General features: G+C 47.7%; 15 protein-coding genes and 2 pseudogenes. 6 read left to right on the forward strand and 11 right to left on the reverse strand.

Translation table 11 applies throughout. From position 1 onward, the window contains the following. Both HFD99_RS22265 and HFD99_RS22270 read right to left on the reverse strand, forming a co-directional pair. Nucleotides 1–3,390 carry a tubulin-like doman-containing protein gene (locus HFD99_RS22265; protein ID WP_123797139.1) on the reverse strand — a complete coding sequence of 1,130 codons (3,390 nt, stop codon included), beginning with the start codon at nt 3,388–3,390 and terminating at the stop codon, nt 1–3. 24 nt (nt 3,391–3,414) lie between these two features. Beyond that, entirely contained in the window at nt 3,415–5,217 is a 1,803-nt protein-coding gene (locus HFD99_RS22270; protein WP_016821148.1) for a vWA domain-containing protein, read from the reverse strand. 301 nt (nt 5,218–5,518) lie between these two features. Here HFD99_RS22270 and HFD99_RS22275 point away from each other — a divergent pair, with 301 nt between their 5' ends. The 3 genes from HFD99_RS22275 to HFD99_RS22285 all read left to right on the forward strand — a co-directional run bounded on the left by HFD99_RS22275 (nt 5,519) and on the right by HFD99_RS22285 (nt 7,483). Next, nucleotides 5,519–5,671 carry a hypothetical protein gene (locus HFD99_RS22275; protein ID WP_017428401.1) on the forward strand — a complete coding sequence of 51 codons (153 nt, stop codon included), beginning with the start codon at nt 5,519–5,521 and terminating at the stop codon, nt 5,669–5,671. Further along, on the forward strand, nt 5,664–6,581 hold the full coding sequence (locus HFD99_RS22280) for a hypothetical protein (RefSeq protein WP_019687097.1): 918 nt from the start codon (nt 5,664–5,666) through the stop codon (nt 6,579–6,581). Before HFD99_RS22275 ends, HFD99_RS22280 begins: the two co-directional genes overlap by 8 nt. A 239-nt stretch (nt 6,582–6,820) precedes the next feature. Further along, nucleotides 6,821–7,483 carry a hypothetical protein gene (locus HFD99_RS22285; RefSeq protein ID WP_155399765.1) on the forward strand — a complete coding sequence of 221 codons (663 nt, stop codon included), beginning with the start codon at nt 6,821–6,823 and terminating at the stop codon, nt 7,481–7,483. Nucleotides 7,484–7,626: 143 nt separating this feature from the next. Here the strand turns inward: HFD99_RS22285 and HFD99_RS22290 are convergent, their stop codons facing one another. From HFD99_RS22290 to HFD99_RS22325, 8 genes are all read right to left on the reverse strand, one after another. Beyond that, nucleotides 7,627–8,853 carry an MFS transporter gene (locus HFD99_RS22290; RefSeq protein WP_123797138.1) on the reverse strand — a complete coding sequence of 409 codons (1,227 nt, stop codon included), beginning with the start codon at nt 8,851–8,853 and terminating at the stop codon, nt 7,627–7,629. Further along, nucleotides 8,850–9,983, reverse strand: coding sequence for an MGDG synthase family glycosyltransferase (locus HFD99_RS22295; RefSeq protein ID WP_016821144.1), 1,134 nt, complete (start codon nt 9,981–9,983; stop codon nt 8,850–8,852). Before HFD99_RS22295 ends, HFD99_RS22290 begins: the two co-directional genes overlap by 4 nt. Nucleotides 9,984–10,005: 22 nt before the next feature. After that, nucleotides 10,006–10,707: a polysaccharide deacetylase family protein gene (locus HFD99_RS22300; protein WP_123797137.1), complete on the reverse strand. Its 702-nt coding sequence runs from the start codon at nt 10,705–10,707 to the stop codon at nt 10,006–10,008. A 30-nt stretch (nt 10,708–10,737) separates the two neighbouring features. Next, a complete protein-coding gene (locus HFD99_RS22305; RefSeq protein WP_016821142.1) occupies nt 10,738–11,904 on the reverse strand; it encodes an MGDG synthase family glycosyltransferase in 1,167 nt (388 codons plus the stop codon). A 24-nt stretch (nt 11,905–11,928) separates the two neighbouring features. Next, nucleotides 11,929–12,450 (reverse strand): phosphatase PAP2 family protein, encoded by a 522-nt coding sequence (locus tag HFD99_RS22310; protein WP_123797136.1) that lies wholly within the window; start codon nt 12,448–12,450, stop codon nt 11,929–11,931. Beyond that, nucleotides 12,428–13,054 carry a YqaA family protein gene (locus HFD99_RS22315; RefSeq protein ID WP_123797147.1) on the reverse strand — a complete coding sequence of 209 codons (627 nt, stop codon included), beginning with the start codon at nt 13,052–13,054 and terminating at the stop codon, nt 12,428–12,430. The genes HFD99_RS22310 and HFD99_RS22315 overlap by 23 nt, the downstream gene beginning before the upstream one ends. 153 nt (nt 13,055–13,207) lie before the next feature. Next, a complete protein-coding gene (locus tag HFD99_RS22320) occupies nt 13,208–13,837 on the reverse strand; it encodes a YkoP family protein (RefSeq protein ID WP_123797135.1) in 630 nt (209 codons plus the stop codon). Between the two features lie 21 nt (nt 13,838–13,858). Next, a complete protein-coding gene (locus HFD99_RS22325) occupies nt 13,859–14,059 on the reverse strand; it encodes a hypothetical protein (protein WP_225164877.1) in 201 nt (66 codons plus the stop codon). 300 nt (nt 14,060–14,359) lie between these two features. Here HFD99_RS22325 and HFD99_RS22330 point away from each other — a divergent pair. Further along, nucleotides 14,360–15,392: pseudogene (locus HFD99_RS22330) on the forward strand (response regulator). Nucleotides 15,393–15,575: 183 nt separating this feature from the next. Here HFD99_RS22330 and HFD99_RS22335 read toward each other — a convergent pair. Further along, nucleotides 15,576–16,802, reverse strand: a complete 1,227-nt coding sequence (locus HFD99_RS22335) for a serine hydrolase domain-containing protein (protein WP_016821135.1) — start codon at nt 16,800–16,802, stop codon at nt 15,576–15,578. Between the two features lie 531 nt (nt 16,803–17,333). Here HFD99_RS22335 and HFD99_RS26110 point away from each other — a divergent pair. Then, nucleotides 17,334–17,462 (forward strand): helix-turn-helix domain-containing protein, encoded by a 129-nt coding sequence (locus HFD99_RS26110; protein WP_446723035.1) that lies wholly within the window; start codon nt 17,334–17,336, stop codon nt 17,460–17,462. After that, nucleotides 17,458–18,018: pseudogene (locus HFD99_RS26115) on the forward strand (IS3 family transposase); the annotation flags it as partial. The gene HFD99_RS26110 and the pseudogene HFD99_RS26115, both read left to right, overlap by 5 nt. Between the last annotated feature and the right edge of the window lie 45 nt (nt 18,019–18,063).

Consider the following 18,063-nt stretch of genomic DNA (forward strand, 5'->3'; position numbering starts at 1 on the left):
TTACTTCAACTTTCTGCGGATGTCGTTTAATTTTCCAGCCATTTGAGCATAGAATGCATAAAGTTCCGCTCCATTAGCCAGCTCTACCTTTTCATATTCCAATTGATTGCGAGCCTCTGTGTAAGTTGCAGCCAATTCATCCAACTTCGCCAGCAGTGGTGTAATATCCTCAGATGAAGTCAATACAGCATCACGGCGATCCGCCTTGCGCATTAGAGCTGCAAATTTCTTCTCTTCCAAACCACGGAAGTTTGTGAAGATTTCAAACTCCACATAATTGCGGCTTTTCATGACGTTGGCAAACGGCTCCCACGCCTCTTCCTCTTCATCACGATCATAGACGTACAAAGCGCCTTTTTTCGTAATCGTGTCCGTATAGAGTGCCTGAATGAACTGATCCAGCCATTTTTCTTCATCCTGATATTTGCCCAGCAAAGCTTCCAGTTCGGCGGCTTTTGCTTCGATTTGTATATATTTCGCCAGCTCATCACGAACCACCTGCGTTAACTCTGGTGAACGGATCAGGTTTTCCTTCGCCATCTCTTCATTGATGCTGCCAAAGATGTCCTTGCTTCCGGCCTGTTCGAGCCCTTCAGCCAGTAGACGTTTTAGCTCGGACCATGCTCTTTTCACCTCACCCAAATTCGGCTTGGATTCCTGCAATCGCATATCGTAGGCTGCCAGTAGTGCATTCAGATCTAGCGCTTTTGAGCGAATTACAGTAAAGCGGCTGCTTGTATTTTGATCAACATCCTTCTCCCGAATTACGCCGAGTGACTTGGCACGGTCGAAGTCATTGCGAATGCGGGCGTTGTGGGCTTGCACACGGGAGTTGACGTAAGTTTCTCCCCATGACTTTTCAGGAATCGGCGACGGCAAATTCGTCCAGTTGTTCTGACCTGTCTGCACCAGATGTCGGCCAATACCTTCGCGGTCAAGAATGGTTTTCTCATAGCTCTCTTCATACACTTTGAGCGGCGTATATACAAACAGAGGAACACCATTACGCGTATTGAGCCAGAAAATCCGGTTACGGACTTCACTTTCTTTAATAGTAAAGTGCGATTTGCCAATTGCATTATTTTGATAATTGCGAACGCCCTTCAGGATATTAGGCGACTGTACAGGTACCGAAACGAATCCCCATGACGGGAAGTACAAATTGCCAGAACTATTGCTCAAATGGAAGACAGGTACAGCCTCCTCATCCAGCTTGCTTGCAATGTAACGCTCCACAAATTTTTCAATTGCTTCGTCCTGTCCGTATTTCATAACCAGGAAATCTTCCATGGAACGGGTAATGAGATCACCGAATTTGTCAGTCAAGAAATTAGAAATCGAGCTGATGATATCCATATCCTGATCTTTCACCCATTGATCTGAATTTTCCAGCAATTCTTGGGCAAAATCACGGATCAAATCGTCACCATTGCGATTATCCAGCAGCTTGGTCACAACTTCCGAGATATCCGGTACACTTACCAAATTCCAATAGTACGTTTTGTTTCCTTTGTGATCGGATTGTTCCTCGCCGTTAATCAGCAGATCGCCATTCTTCTCGAAAATGGCACTCAGTGCATTCAAAATTTCAGTAAATACATTATAAATGCGATTATTTTCTTTATTTAGTAGGTCATACAGATCTTCATAAAATTCAATGAGCTGCTCTGTACGTTCCACATCAGCCCGCAGCCAATATTCATTAATTTTTGCTTCAATATATGCATTTTTCTTCTTATCCTTGGATACAAACGCACTCTTGGCATCACCCAGCTTCTCATTCGCTTGCTCACGCGCCCATTCAATGTCCGTTGGAATACGGTGCAGCGATTCACGCAGCGTTTCTACATAGGAAAGCAGCATTTTCAGCAAGCTAAATCCTTTTTCAGTATAAATCATGCGAGATACATAAAACGGTCCTTGCTCGGGATGCAGGAACATTCGGCGGATTTGGTCTGTAAACTGTCCTGTAATTTCACCGGGAAGTTGTTTCTTCGCTTTGATATACTCTTCGCGGGCACGCGTCAGGAACGTTTGCTCCAGCTCAGTGTCCATATTGACTACTTGCATTTTAACAACATTGTTATAACTAAACCGTTCACTGTTCTCAAAACCCGGAAGCGGCTCAGGTACACGAGATTCAAAGTTTTTGATCATGCTATCCAGATCGACACCCAACTTGCGGGCAAACTTCTCTACATCCTCCTGATTCGGCGCTTGCTCAAACATTTTGGACATTTTACCAAACATCCGGTAAGCCAGATATGTCGTCATTTCCTCCATGGGCAGCACTGCCGAAGAAGCTCCGATAATATTGTAATCGTAGTTTGCTGGATACGCCTTATTCATTTGCGCGATGTTGGTACGAATGTTGCTGATATAGTCATGAATGGCGAATTCTTCGCCCGACTGTTTTTCCTCACTCGCCATAAAGTTGGTGATGTTCTCAGCGGTGACATTCATGCAGTAATCATAAGCATTTTCCAGCAGCTTGCCTTCCGTATTCGTAGCCGAAATAAGGTGACACAGATTAAATGGCGGCAGCGGCGAGTTTACAGTCAAAATGTTACCGTACTGTTGCTTAAAGCGTTCGCCACGACTATCCACATTCATCCAGTAGTCCAGTTCTTTCAATGCAGCATAGCCGTTCTTTTTAATATATTCACGCGTATGCTCGCTCAGGCTTTTATTCGCCAGATTAATATCCGGCGTGAACAGATAACCCAGTGTGTTAACACGGTCTACACCAGCGGAACCATAATCGCGCTCAATGATGCCTCGGACGATATATGAGATATCGAGGAAAGTACCACTCCCTGTACCGCCGGACAATCCAGACAGCAAAAACACCATAAGCTTCTTGTTAGTGCCTTCAGACAGGGTTTTAATTTTTTTGTCAATACTTTGTACGACCTGATTGATTTTGGTGAACAATAGTAATCGCCCAGCCTGACGTACCCCTGCCGCCCCGTTCATACCATCGGTAATGCTCAGTTCAGGAGACAGCCAGTCAGTGATGTACGGCTCCAAAATACTGCGGTTTTGCAGCAATCCGCCGATTTCTGCATTGGATAGCAGTACAAACTCATTGATGGGATCCAAGCCAATCCCTTTGTATTTTTTGTTACGGTCTTGTTCATTCGTTTCAAAAGCGAGAAATTCCACATTATCCGGCTTCTCGCTCTTTTTCTTGGAAATCGGGTCTGCAGGCAGCTTGAATCTGCGGTTTATTTGATATTTCAAGCGGAGAAGGGCGTCAATCCCCGTTCCCCCAAGTCCGATAATTAAAATAGGATTATCAATGGTATCTACTCTGATCTTATCGCTTACGATCCCTCCGCCGAGTGATACGTCTAATTGTTGGATATGCTCTCTAACTACTGGTTTCATAGATATGACCTCCTAAGGGTTCGTTTAGCTGTTTACTGAAATAAACTCCAGTAAAATGGTTTTGTCCACACTAGCCAGCGGGATCGTCAGACGATCACCGTTTTTCAGTTCAAGACCGTTGCCTGTGTCTACAGCACGCCCGGATTTTTCAATCGTAATCTCCGGAGTGCTACGCACCACAATCCGATCCTGATTTGCTGGCGTGAACACGACCTTATCGGTTCCGGCAAATTCCGGCGCCAGTTGCAGCAACTGGTGTAAATTGAATTTGCCCCGGAAGGTGTTCAGCTTCTTATACTGCGGGTATGTCTTTTCGCCGGTATTTTCATCCCGGATTTCCAGTACGATCTGGCCGACAAAGCCACGATTAGCTTTTTTGACAGCCTTCCAGATGAAATATGCCGCTACCAGCAGAACGAGCAGTCCCACCCCTAAAAGAATGAGTGGCAGCAGCTTAGACTTCTCAGCAGGTGTAGTAGGCTGGGTTGTGCCAGTATTCGTACCACTCGCCGCCCCAGCTTTGGCGCTGATGGTTACAGGCTGCGTTTCACGGTAAAAGCTCTTCTCCTCTGCTCTGACGGTTAGTTCATAGTCATGCTCATCTGGAATCGTATAAGAGCCGGTAAAAGCATCCCCTGCGTTAGTTAGGGGCACTTCATTCGTTGTACCCGTATCAAGGTCTTTGACCTTCAGGACAGCATTCATATTCGCATACAATTCCTGATCCTGATACTGCTGGTTATTGCTCGTCAGATAGGAATGAATCTCTACCGTGTCACCTTTTTTGTATGATTTGGCAGGCGGCGCGTCCAGCTTCAACTCCAAATCATAGTTAAATACCAGATTAATATCAATCTTATCCTGCTGCACTCCCTTGACTTGAAGCTTCCAGTCGCCAGCCACAGGCTTGAGCAATTTAATCAGCGAGTAGCTTTTCGACTTGGACAGCAGTACATCACTCGAAGGAATCGGCTTCGTATTGCCCGACGGGTCTATTAATCTCGCGTCCACTGGTTTCGAGGACATAATTGAAATATTGGCTTCCAGCACGCTATCGTTTGGTACGGTTACCGTAACGTCCTGATAGTCGCCGTTGGCCGTAATGGACTGCAAAGGCACCACTTTCAATTTCAGATTGCTGGCGAAAATTTCACTCAAAATGTTCGGCAGATCGTCCGCCGAGCTTGTAATAAAGGACTTGCCGCCCGTTTGCTGCGCGATGTCGGCGAGTTTATTCTTATTTAGCTTTCCATCTGCATTCAAACCGATGGTATAGATCGGCACACCGCTTTTTTTAGCCTCGGCTACAGCCTGCGCCATATCCTGAGTGGATTGGCTTTCAGTTCGACCTGTCGTCTTATTAAAATCGTTGTTACCATCAGCTAACATAACGATCATAGGCGCATGTCCGGCTGTTTTGCCATCCTGCAAAATACGGATCGCTTCCTTGACACCTACGGAGGTGTCAGTATACGCTCCCCGGTTCAGCCCGTCAATAAATGTCTTCAGTTCCTGCTTATCCGCTTCGGATGAAATATTAAGCAAGGCTTTCTCGCGTTGTACGACATCCGTATACGCTACAATCCCAACCTTGTCATTTTGCGTTGACAACATATCAATAAACATTTTCATGGCTTCATTGCCAATCTTCCCAGGATCACTGGTGTTCATCGAATTACTTACATCGACTACCAACACCGCATCCACTTTAGAAGCTGAGGGTGAAGCGGCATTCGCCGTCTGTGGCTGCCAGGCCGAAATCGAAGTCATGATCATTGTACATATGATTCCGATGACCAAAAACCATTTTCTGTCTCTACTAAACATCGCTTGTACCCCTTTGCCGATTAATTCTCATTCTAAATTACAGTTGTACTCCACTACTATTAAATTATAATGAGTTTTACATGAGCGCTAGCTGAAAATCCTGCCCGAACGGCCTGAATGCGACCAAAAAGCCTATTATATCGCGAGATTTTACCAATATCCTGCAGTAATGATATAATTATACCCCAACAAGGGCAATCGGGCACCAGTCTTCTCCTTTATACGACAAAAATAACCCTAGCGAAACCCACTCATGTAAAACAGTAAAAATAAAAATCTAAGCAGAAAGAGGAAGTACACTATGATCTCATACGGATGTTTGGCGATTATGTTTCTTTTTGTCGCCATTAAATCACTAATTTACTATATACATAAAAAACGCGCCCCGTCGATTGCACAAATCGACACCGAGCTTCTTGCGCTGCTGAATCGGAGAAGTGAGCACAATGAATAGTTCCAAGCAGGCTGTGCAATTTCGCCCCTTTACCCGCACAGAGCATGCCTTCCAAAAGCTGAGAGTCTGCAAGCGTTGCGGACAATTCACCGCCCTTTGGGAAGAGAAATGTACAGCATGTGGTCGGGATACGCTGGTTCCTGTAGAGCAATATGCTAAACTCAGAGCCAAACGTTATTTTCATAAAGACCTTGCTGTCGGCATTGCGTTGCTGGCTGCTTCTATCTTTTTCGCTCACTCGTCACAGCAAATGCTACTGTGCGGTATCGTCGGTGCGTTTCTCCTCCTGCCCTTGGTCCTTCTACAGCACCGCATTGTTCTTTATGAACAGCGTAGGCAGCTTATACGCCTATTCAGAGGCCGTATAGGACAGATCCAGGAAGGATTGGGCGTGAATCATAAGAACGCAGTTGCCCTGCGGCAGCTTAGTGAGCGTGTCTGCTATGAAATGCTACGCGAGATTGCCGTACTCATTCACAATGATCGGATAAGGCTCCAGCAGGTCGCTTTGCTGCAATCTTTTGTTCTCCGCAAAGATATGGAATTAACGCTCGATCCTCTTCTGATCAAAAGCTTTGAACCCCTTATGGTCAGATACATTGGAGAGGTTGCCAGACTCAATCGTGAGCTGATTAAGGATCGGACATTCCGATATGTGGTTTTTTATGAGCGTCGTATTTTGGAAATGGCCGGGGGCGAAGATATTCTCGTTCGCGTAGCCAGCGCAGCAGTCCGTAAAAAACGCTACGTAGTCACCCATGCCGCTTTCATCTCCAGATATGTTCGGAAGCTACCAAAGGAACGAATCCAACGTTTATATCATATCATTCAGGAGAATCCGTTAGAACCCTTTGGAGATTTGGCCGATGAAGTGAAGATCATGTACCTGATGGAGCAGTATAAAAGCTGACTGCCATAATGCCCTTTTATATATGACGTATCCCAATCAATGAATCACTGCAATGAATCAGCAAAAAAAACGTCAGGATCGCCAAGGGGAACGGGACTGGCCCCATAACATCAGACAAATCAAAACACCTTCAAGAGAATCAAGCCATGTCGTAAGATATGGAGATAACCTTGGAGGTGTTTTTACGTTGGCAACGAGAGTGAGTTCCCCCTTAGAAATTAAAGATAAAAGCTATTGAAATGAGATTGGCAGGAGTTTCGGTAAGAGAGGTTATGGAGCAGTTGGGAATACGGAATAAGACACAGAAAAAAACATGTATGAGGCGGTATCGAACAGGCGAAGTGCATCGTCTGGAGCAGCAAAATGGACCTAGTAAAAAAGTACAAGGAACTGGAAAGGAGGTGGAACCAGAAGTTCCCGTTGCTTGGATCGAGTCCATTCGAGACGAAGTGACGGTGTCTGAGGCTTGTACATGGCTCGGGATCGCAAGAGCGACCTACTACCGCTGGAAAGCAGCCGTGGAGACAGAGCGCACGGAAGCTATGGCGGAGAAAATCAGTGAGCTTTGCATCCATTCCCCTCGCGCTTCGAGCTTGAACCAGCAACCACACCCCCGCGAGAAAAGCCACTCCGATAAAAAAGAACTTCAAATATTGCTCAATGATGCTGAACATATTTGGCCACTGCTCCTCGATAAAATAGCCGATAAACTGCCGGACTCCAGGAATGAAGAAGCTGACCAGCAGCAATGGGCCCCCGTATTTGTCATAGTAGCGGTGCGTTTTCTCGACCAACTCCTGCTTGAGGAAGAGCCAGTGGCCGTAACGCTCGATCACATGCATACCTGCCTTGTAACCAATCACATACGTGATGGTGACCTCCCGTCAGGGCCATCGCATTAGCCGACAACCCATGAAGCACATCTTTAGAGGCTAAGAAACCGGTATGGGTCAAGGGGCTGTTGCCCCACGGAACGGGGAGCGCCATGAAGTCCAGCGGCAAGCCGATGAGCAAGACCAGGTATCCATATTCGTGAAATAATTGTTCAACTACCCCGATCAGGTCCATGAGCCTTCTCCCTCTTGTGCTGCAAAGTCCCGCCAGCCGAGACAAGCTTGTTTTGCGGCAAAATCAAATAAAAAAGTGCAAGAACCGCCAGTAAAGCAGCGCTGAGGCTAATGGCAGCAGTATTCGTATACTGGCTGGCTATCCATCCCCCGATGACCGGGCCAATCATAATACCGAGCCCTTCAATCCCGGAGAGTACTCCCCACCCGGTCCCCTTCTGATCCTCCGGAACAAGGTATGACAGCACCGCATTCCAGGCCGGAAGCACGGCTGAGTAAGACAATCCCAACATAAAGGCAAACAGCATCGTTAATGCAGGCGGCGGCATGGATACGATTAACAGAGCCAATACGACCGTAAGCGATACGAAACCGGCGAATAACATTTGCTTGTGCCCCCATCGATCGGCCAGCTTCCCCATCGGGACAAGAAACAGCATCGCGCCGGCCCCGCCTAATATGAGCATTAGCGAATATTGTGGCTGGCTCAGACCGAGATGGTCAGCGGCAAAACCGGGCAGTATCGGCAGCAGCAGTCCCGCGGCAGTCATCTGCAGGACCATGCCTGGCAGCAGCCATTTCAGCTGAACGAGTCTTCTTCGCAGTCCTGCCGCTTGTTCGGCCAAGCTGACGTTTTGGAGACGCAAGGGGGTTGTTCTGTTAATCCCGAACGATGCGATGCAGCCGGCGGCGAGCAGCGCAACCATCAGCCGGAAGGCAGGTTCGAAGCCATAATCGAAGGTGAGATTGATTGTGACCGGCCCCAGACCGATGCAGGCCAGCCACACAGTGTATATCGCCCCAATCTGGGCCGCCCGCTCCGTCAGCCGGATTTTCTCCAGACAAATGAGCCATATAGGCGACGCCCCCATCCCAAGCATCACGGAACCGGCAACGAGCCCCCAGGCATACGGGCTAAAGAACACGGCGGCTAGTCCGGACAGCATCAGGACGAAAGTGGTGGGCAGCAGCCAGCGCAGCGAAAACCTGTCCAGCAAATATCCAGCCACACATTTAATCAGCGTATCGGCTGTATAATGAAGTGAGACGGCAAGACCGACCAAAGCAACGGTTTGCCCCGACTCGTTGACGGCAAAGTTCGGCAGAAACGAGAACAAGAAAGCGCTTCGGACAAACTCTGTGCAAAAAAGCACCGTGAACAGCGTCAGAGTAGAAAGCTTGAACGCGCTCCTCCCGCTCATCATATTCCACCCCTTCTTAAGGGACTTGCCTCAGGAAACAAATGCCGGACAATATGGTCCGCAGACGTTTTCTGCCTTACTGCGAGCAGCCCGTTCATCATCGACTGCTTGATCGGCTCAGAGGAGATCATCGCTTGTATCTGCAACACCAGATCATGAATCGTAAAGGCCACGACTGCCGCTCCTTTGCGCTGCAAGTACAGGGCATTTTCCTTCTCCTGCCCCAGAAACGGATTTAGGATGAAAATCGGAACCCCGGCCTGAATCGTCTCGGATAGTGTAACGCCTCCCGCTTTCGTGATGACGCAGCAGGCGCTGCTCATTAGAACATGCAATTGATCGGTGAAGCCGAATACATCCACTCTTGCATCATCCTCCCAGCTCTCCGCAAGCCTCCGTCTCCATCCTTCCTGCCGGCCGCAAATCACTTGAATGCGGACGCCTGACAAGAGCAGCAGCTTCCCGATGAGCTTCGATAGCGAATGCAATGTGCCGCAGACGTTAGCCATAAGCAGAATCACATGCTCATCTGTTTCTTTAGCGGAGCCGGAACCGATCATTGCTGCATCATAAAATGACTCCCTGACCGGAATCCCGGTCACGGTAATACGACTCTCGGGGACGCCCTGCCTGACCATAGCCTCTTTCACGTCACTGGTAGGGACAAAATAATGATCCGGCCTGGCGAACAGCCATCTTCGGTGAACGTCAAAGTCCGTTATGACAACCGCAGTCCGGGGACGAATCGCAGATAATGCCTCGCTGCTTGGCAAGCTGCCGAACGGGAATGTATAAATGATGACTTCCGGCTGGTACTGGAGGATGATTTTCTTGAGCCTGTCGCCGCCAAGACTGTTCATCCAGGCTGCGATCTTTCCCTTCATGGGAAGCTGGTTGGTCAGATGGTAGGTCCATCCGTAATAGGGAATGCCCAGGCTGGCTGCATACAGGCTTTGCCGGTACAGATAGCGGATTATTTTGTTCAGTACAGGATAAGCTTCCCGGAACAAGTCAACAACCGCCACCTGGCTATAACCATTGCGAATCAAGCTTTGCTGCAACACCTTGGACACCTGATGATGACCTTCTCCGTAATCGGCCGTTAAAATTAAAATTTGCGGTTCATGTCCCACTATTGTCACCTCATTTCACTTGTCAAGCCATTTCATCCAGACGAACGAATTGCAAGTTACGTCCCTTTAATTGATGCAGTACTTCCTCCAGAGCCCGAAGCATAAAATATGGCGCGTGACGGTCCGCTCCCGGCGATTCTCCGCTGTCATGCAGCAAAATAACAGATCCGTCCGTAATTCCGTTCAGCAGCGTTGCCTTCAGCTTTTTGCGGCAGCTTCTGCTGCGCCAGTCCCCCGCCTTCAAGGACCAGAGTACGATGCGGTACGATTTGGGATGAAAGAAGTCGAAAGCGTTCATGAGCCCCCACGGCGGGCGATAGTGATCCGGCCTTTTTCCAATTATAGATTCAATAATATCTGCGGTCCGTTTCATATGATCACGCCGCACCGTCCAGGGAAGCATCAGCCAATTGGAGATGTGATTGTAATTGTGGATTCCAATCTGATGACCTTCACGGTCCATTCTTCTGATCAGATCCGGGTGCAGTTCCGCCTGCGAGCCAAGCACGAAGAATGTGGCCTTCACTTGATAATCCTGCAATAAATCCAATAATTCCGGTGTATACCTCGGATGCGGCCCATCGTCGAACGTGAACGCTACCTGGTTCTTGGTGGTTCCCTTACGAAAAGCTCCAAATCTGATGATTCGTGGCAGAAAACTTGGAATTAACATATACAGACTGATGAAGCCTATGAGCCCAATCAACAAATATTTAACAAGCAACGTCTTTATCCCCCTTAGTGAAAGTTAAGCTTAAGCATACTGCTGCAAGGAGCAAATCCATTTTTCTTCCTGTGTATCGTTCTGCATGCTCAGAATTTGCATGACCGCATGTCTGGCGGAATCCTGCTGTCTGCACAGCCCTGCTTTCTCCCTCATTTCTTCCAATAGGGAAGGCTGTTGAACCAGCCGCTGAAGCTGATCCTGCAAATTGTCAATCTGACATAGATAAGCTACTCCCGTTTGAATCAAATAATCGGCATTATCCTTTTCCTGCCCCAGCCGTGGCTCCAGTAGCAGCATGGGAAGCTGAAGCGCCAGCGCTTCGGAGGTCGTCAGTCCGCCCGGCTTGGTAATCAATACGTCTGCGGACGCCATCCATTCATGGATTCCCTCCAGGAAGCCTGTCAGCATGACGTTATCCCTGTCTCCCAACGCTTCATGCAGGCGGTACAGCAGCTTCACATTGCGTCCGCATACAATGACAAATTGCACGTTAGGGGGAAAAGAGTCAGATTGCATTTGCTCGATGAAGGATTTATCGATAATCCCGCAGCCGCCGCCCATCACCAGCACGACAAAGGCGTCAAGATCCAAGGCCAGCTTCTCGCGCAGCCGGTCTTTATTGTCATGCTGACTGTAGGATGGGCGAACAGGGATGCCCGTTACAGCGATTTTGTGGTCAGCAACGCCTTTTCTCTGCAGAGCTGCACGCACGCCTTCAGAACCAACCAGATACAGATCCGTAGACGGATGTATCCAATAGCTGTGATCGGAATGGTCGGTAATGACCGTTGCCGCAGGCAGATCCGTCATTCCTTTTTCCTTAAGCAAGGAAATGGCGGCTGATGCCAGCGGGAACGTGCTGACAATCAACGTCGGCTGTTCCTCATTCAGAAGTTTGAGCAGCCGCTGCAGGCTGGTCGTGAGAAAATGCTTCAGGAAGAAAGTAAGTGTACTGTCCGTCCGGGTCTTCTGATACATATATCCGTATGAGGAAGGAAAATGCTTCACCCATTGCAGGAAGCAATACCGTTCAACCACATGCATGCGGGGATGGATCCATTGCATAAAGTCGACCACCTCTACTCCCTGTTTGTACAGCACCGATGCCTCCAAAATCGCCTTGGCCGCCTGCATATGTCCATCCCCGAGCGCGCCGGACAGAATCAGTAGCTTTTCCCGTTTCATGCTATTCATCAACAATCGCCTCCCTCGTGAAATTTAACTATGCATGAACAAAACAACCAGCACCGCCGTTAGGAATCCGACCATCCCACCAGCCACACAATCGATCGGATAGTGATAGCCCCAATAAACCCGGGATATGGCCACCAACAAGGCCAGACCAATCAAGACAAGCATAATTGCCGGCGATGAGGCCAACATAAAAGGTGTAACCAAGGCGAAAATAGCGGTTGTATGGCCGGACGGGAAGGAATAATCCTTCAACGGGAATTTGCCTACCTTTACCTGCTCCAGCTTGCGGAAAGGCCGGTCTCTGCGCACCTTTTTCTTGATCAGGACAGCAACGATATGGCTAACGGCCAGTGCGATCAAGCTTTGTAGCCCGATTCTGCTGAACTCCCCCTCGGCGAACCATGCCAAGGACACTGCGCAAATGATGGTAAACAAAGCTCCGCCCAAATGGGTAATCCATCCGAACAATCGGTCCAGAGCCCGGCTGCTCAGCCGATGGTTGCACCAGAAGAACATCGTTTGATCAATTCGCCTTATCCACTGCATCCTGCTTTCCACCTCCGTTCCCTGTTTTTTCGATTGACTGATGTTCATCCCTTATCTTCCTCCACTCAGACAGCTTCCGTATCAAGAACCATATTGCAGCAATCGCTACACCAACGCCCACCAGCATAATCGTGAGAACTTGGTTCACCATATTCTCTGCCGCGCGGCCATATATATAGAAGAGAAAACCGACTACATAAAACTTCACCGCTCGGCCAATGGCCGCGTAGCTGAGCAGCTTCCATAACGGATAATTCATGCATCCGGATAAAATCGTAAATATTTTAAACGGGATCGGAGTGAACGATCCGATCAGGATTGCGGCCTCGCCGCGGCGGGCAAATAAGTCGCTTGCCGAATCCAGCCATTTTTTCTTCATTACACCGCCCATAACATGCTTTCCCGACACCTTGCCGATCCCATAACCGATCGGTGTCCCAAGCAGACTTCCTGCAAAGCCAACCGTAGCGAGCCATAAAGCCGACTCCGGTTGCACCGCGCTTAAAGAAAGCTGCAGGAAGAACGCCGGGATGGGGAAAATAATCGCATCAAGCATAGCGTGAATGAAAAGTCCCGTCGCTCCGAAGTTCTGTAAAAATTCCATAATTTTATCCATGAATGCCTATCCCGCCTTTGTTACAGAGCATGATGAAAAATAGGTTGCCTCCGGGCGGTATGGGTTTCCACTCGCTGTGTTCCAACTCCATACCGCCCTCCAAGAACTTACTCACCACGCTCTTAGTTTCTTTTGTTTTAATTAATTGGAGCATAGTTTGGGTAGACATAACTCCTTTGAAATGGACTGCCTCTTCACCGTCATAAATCGGTTCCTCAACGAGCTGCGGGAGTGAATCAGCATCATCGGTATCAATTTTTCGGTCTTGCGGCCAATCCGCTTCTTGCCTTCAGGGTGCATGACGGATAACAATAATCGTAGATAAGCCGTTGTAATGCGTTGGAGCAGATCGGACTTCATCGGTTGTTGTTCGAAACCAAGACCATGTATCAAACCACGATGAAGCAGCGTAATGCCGACTAACGCCTTCACCTCTCTGAACTCCGGCTGACTTGCGAATGCCTCGCTGATCTGCTGCATGGATTTCCGTGTAAGCCGGGCCGCCACGAGCGCCGCGCGGTCTGAGTCTTCGGATTTGATCAGCGTCAGAATCGTTTCATTATTGAGATGGAGTTCCCCGACCAGATCGCCTTTATCGATGATGGTGGAGTCCGCACAGACGATGCTCTCCCCTCGGTGTTTCTTAATCATGACTTTGCAAATTCCAAAGTGCGATGTATGCGAGCCGCGAAAGCGTGAAATCCACTCGAACCCTCTTTCCCACACCATCCAGGCCGCCTGCATTGAAGATTTGCGTAAACGAAGCAACATTGATCCAACCATCCCTCATTCTTATTTTAATCGACAAATTTTATTGAAAATGTCAAACTGAAATGATATTTCTATGTGAATCTTGTCGATATTGGCAGCTTTATCGATAGCTTGATAAGTTGCCGTCTGACCCTCTGCGTGGACAGTTCCATCAGCCAGTGTACCCGCCAATATAGCTATCAAAGTAAGTGCCACTCCTTTTCGAATGGTGAATGATTTCATAACGCAATCGCTCCAATATTTTAGAATGTTGTTCTGCTTTACCCCTTCACCTTACCTCCGATATTGTTAAATCGAACAGTGATAAAACCGCCAAGCTTTTGATGACATCGTACTTGGACCTGTCACTTATACCGCATGACAAACTGTAAACTGTCTTATATGGCGTGCTTGCCAAGCTACGTTCTAACCGTTGTTAGCCCACCCTCTTTCGCTTGGCGGATTGGGAAGTTATATTGCATGATAGTTCTGAATCATTCGAAAATTGATTTGCAAAAAAATATAAGAAAGTGTGCGTAATTCGTGTTCTCGATAATGAAAAAAAGGTTCTGGTATGATTGGATACTTGTAGCCATACGCACGCTTTGGCTAGTCATTATCGCGAGCGCTGGTTTTGTAGATCCGTCATTGACCGTTGTGTCGCTTTGGGTTGTACTTTCTCTTGCTTTCGTCGTTTATCTCGTTCCATTAATCATCCTCTATAGGAAAGAAGACTGGTATCTCACAATCGAAGTCACAGTAATGGGCTTTTTTATCTTTATTTAGCCTACGCAGCCCCGGGATTGCTTTGGTCTTTTGTTTTACTCACGATAGCTATCGGCTTGACGAGCAGTCGAAGAACCTATGTGTGGACAGGTATCCTTAGCGGAATCGTATTCCGATATTGAACGGTTGGATTGCTGCTCGTCTCCCGTATGAGTTTATCGCTAGCTGATCTATACCGACAGCTTGAAGCAAATTTTGGATCAACATGCTGATTTTAACGTCGTTGGTACAGCCGGGACGGACGCGAAGCATTAGAACATTGTGATCCCTCCCAACCAGATATCGTGCTAATGGATATTCGTATGCAGGGAATGGACGGGATTGAAGCTTTACTAGAGATGAAACAACGATGGCCTAATATGAAGGTTTATTCATGACAACATTTAAGGATTCCTTGCAGGCAGCAACTACATTGGAACGCGGGGAAGAAGGCTACATGCTGAAGTCGATTCATCCGCGGGATATGAAGGAAGCCTTGAAACTTATTTAAAATGGAGGAACCTGGATCGACCAATCAGTCGCTACGCGAGTTTTTGAAGAGATGAAGTGTCAACGTGAGCAGTTGGAGAACATCGGATCAAGTCAGGGAAACTACCGTACGGGCTTACAAAACGCGAAATGGAGATTCTGAAGCATCTGTCGAGCGGGACTGAGCTACAAATCGATCGCCGTCAAGATATTTTTATCGGAGGGAACGATCCGCAATTACTGCTCGATTCTCTACTCGAAACTCGGCGTCAACAACCGCGAAGAAGCAATAGAAATGGCGCGAATGAAGAATATCGTGTAGCTGATGAATTTCCCGATGGTACTCACGATATAGGGGTCACATTCAGTTTTTGCTTCTTGTGCTTCCTGACTCCCTTGCTCTTCGACTTCTATGACTCGGCGGTAAAGAATCTGTTGGCGGGAGTTAACTATAGCAGAAACCGACATCCGCCCTCAAATAAAGGGCACGATGTCGGCTTTAAACTTAACGGCCAAACTCCTTATCGATTATTTTATTGTGAGCCAGCTCCACTTCCTGGGCTACCGAGTTGATGCACGTTACCAAAATATGCTGCCCGCCTAAAGATCCGAAGGCTCTCGATTCAAATCCGAAAGTACCGCCGGCATGCCCCCAGTATGATTGCCCGTCAGCTGTTTTTATTTCATAAATTCCTAGTCCGACTTTACCTATAGGTGAATCTACTGTCGTGAACATCTGGTCCATTATCTCTTGATTTAGAAGCTTTCCGCCCAACAGCGAACTAAAGAAGGTGGTCAAATCTTTGGTTGTTGAGACTATATCTCCGGCTGCATTTGCCCATGATTGACTCATTTCTGTTAGATCATACAAATGACCCGATCTGTCCATATTATATCCTGTGGCATGCTTACCTGGAATATTGTGACTATTTTCCATTACAAATGTTCCTGTCATTCCGAGCGGTTCGATCAACCGTTTCCTGATCTGCTCCGCATACGTATCTCCTGTTACCTTCTGAATAATTTGACCGGCTAGTATAGTATTCATGTTCGAATAGTTCCAGCCCTTCCCTGGCGCATATACAGGCGGCTTTGCTAGTCCCATGCTGATAAGCTCGTCGGACGAATAGTAACGGAATGGATTTTGAGGCAAGGTAATATCTCGAAAATCAAGATCAGTATAGCTCGCGAGCCCGCTTGTATGGTTCAACAACTGACGAATCGTAATTTTGTTGCCGTCATACCCATTACCCTTTATGACCCCCGGCAGCCATTTTTCGACCGAATCATCCAGGTTCAATTTTTTCTCCTGAGCCAACTGCAATACAACGGTAGCAGTGAATGTCTTCGTGATGCTTCCAATACGGAATGAAAAATCCGGCTCCACCGGGCGTGGCACTTCGAAACTGGCTGTACCCGTAGCGTAGGACCAGCGTTCCCCGTCCTGTAGCCCACCTGCCACGACACTTGGAACTCTTTTGTTGGTAACTACTTGATCCATGACGCGTTTAACTTCTTCCCGATGCTTTCTTTTCTTTTCTTTCTCGTTGAGTTCTTTTTTGGATTCTTTTGCGAACTCCGACGATAAAATATTGTCGGTGTTGGCAGCTTTATCGATAGCTTGATAAGTTGCCGTCTGACCCTCTGCGTGGACAGTTCCATTAGCCAGTGTACCCGCCAATATAGCTACCAAAGTAAGTGCCACTCCTTTTCGAATGGTGAATGATTTCATAACGCAATCGCCCCTATTATTTTAGAATGTTGTTCTGCTTTACCCCCTCACCTTATCTCCAATATTGTTAAATCGAACAGTGATAAAACCGCCAAGCTTTTGATGACATCGTACTTGGACCTGTCACATATACCGCATGACAAACTGTAAACTGTCTTATATGACGTGCTTGCTAAGCTACGTTCTAACCGCTGTTAGCCCACCCTCTTTCGCTTGGCGGATCGAGAAGTTATATTGCATGATAGGTCTGAATCATTCGGAAATTCATTTGCAAAAAAAATATAAGAAGGTGTGCGTAATTCGTGTTCTCGATAATGAAAAAAAGAAATGAGATTGGCAGGAGTTCCAGTAAGAGAGGTTATGAAGCAGTTGGAATACGGAATAAGACACAGAAAAAAACATGGATGAGGCGGTATCGAAAAGGGGAAGTGCATCGTCTGAAGCAGTAATTGGACCTGCTAAAAAAGTACAAGGAAGTGGAAGGTGGAACCAGAAGTCGTCGTTGCCTGGATTGAATCCATTCGAGACGAAGTGACAGTGTCTGAGGCTTGTACATGGCTCGGGATCGCAAGAGCGACCTACTACCGCTGGAAGCAGCAGTGGAGACAGAGCGCACAGAAGCTGTGGCGGAGAAAATCAGTGAGCTTTGCTCCGTCATAAATTTCGGTATGGTACCGGAAAACCGCACTCCTTCGGGCAGAGCAAAAAATGAATCACAAACGGGTTCAGCGGATGATGCAGCGTGATGGACTACCGTGCCGCGTGAGGATGAAGAAACGAAAGGTCACTGGGCAGCCCGCTCATCCAGCAGAAAATCTACTAAAGCGGCAATTCCATGCCGAAGCGCCCCTGCAAAAGCTCGTCACGGACATCACCTATTTGAATACGCTGAATCAACTTCCAAAACTGACAAAAATGCTGCTTCATAACGACCAGGGAAGCGTATATCCGTCACACCGCTTATCAAGCAGCAGTAATGAGAAAAGGCATGACCATGAGCATGTTCCGTAAAGGAACGCCCGCTGATCATGCCCCCATCGAATCGTTTCATTCCACCTTAAAGTCTGAAACGTTCTACCTTGAAGATCTCATCTATACAACGACTGGAATCGTTGTATAGACCGTTCGAGACCACATCACCCTTTATAACTCAATTCGGATTCAAACGAAACTAAATAACCAGTCGCCCGTAGATTTCCGACGACTGGCTGCCTAAACTTGAAAGGTGTTTTGATCCCTGTCTCACAAACAGGGGTTAGTC

It is taken from the genome of Paenibacillus sp. EKM301P (assembly GCF_011800295.1).
Classification (GTDB): Bacteria; Bacillota; Bacilli; order Paenibacillales; family Paenibacillaceae; genus Paenibacillus; species Paenibacillus polymyxa.

What these genes read in the sequence shown, in the direction of transcription:
- HFD99_RS22265 (WP_123797139.1), bottom strand. Translation starts at nt 3,390, where the DNA reads ATGAAACCAGTAGTTAGAGAGCATATCCAACAATTAGACGTATCACTC.
- HFD99_RS22310 (WP_123797136.1), bottom strand. Translation starts at nt 12,450, where the DNA reads ATGCAGTGGATAAGGCGAATTGATCAAACGATGTTCTTCTGGTGCAAC.
- HFD99_RS22305 (WP_016821142.1), bottom strand. Translation starts at nt 11,904, where the DNA reads ATGAATAGCATGAAACGGGAAAAGCTACTGATTCTGTCCGGCGCGCTC.
- HFD99_RS22325 (WP_225164877.1), bottom strand. Translation starts at nt 14,059, where the DNA reads ATGAAATCATTCACCATTCGAAAAGGAGTGGCACTTACTTTGATAGCT.
- HFD99_RS22285 (WP_155399765.1), top strand. Translation starts at nt 6,821, where the DNA reads ATGAGATTGGCAGGAGTTTCGGTAAGAGAGGTTATGGAGCAGTTGGGA.
- HFD99_RS22270 (WP_016821148.1), bottom strand. Translation starts at nt 5,217, where the DNA reads ATGTTTAGTAGAGACAGAAAATGGTTTTTGGTCATCGGAATCATATGT.
- HFD99_RS22320 (WP_123797135.1), bottom strand. Translation starts at nt 13,837, where the DNA reads ATGTTGCTTCGTTTACGCAAATCTTCAATGCAGGCGGCCTGGATGGTG.
- HFD99_RS22315 (WP_123797147.1), bottom strand. Translation starts at nt 13,054, where the DNA reads ATGGAATTTTTACAGAACTTCGGAGCGACGGGACTTTTCATTCACGCT.
- HFD99_RS22290 (WP_123797138.1), bottom strand. Translation starts at nt 8,853, where the DNA reads ATGATGAGCGGGAGGAGCGCGTTCAAGCTTTCTACTCTGACGCTGTTC.
- HFD99_RS22335 (WP_016821135.1), bottom strand. Translation starts at nt 16,802, where the DNA reads ATGAAATCATTCACCATTCGAAAAGGAGTGGCACTTACTTTGGTAGCT.
- HFD99_RS22275 (WP_017428401.1), top strand. Translation starts at nt 5,519, where the DNA reads ATGATCTCATACGGATGTTTGGCGATTATGTTTCTTTTTGTCGCCATT.
- HFD99_RS22280 (WP_019687097.1), top strand. Translation starts at nt 5,664, where the DNA reads ATGAATAGTTCCAAGCAGGCTGTGCAATTTCGCCCCTTTACCCGCACA.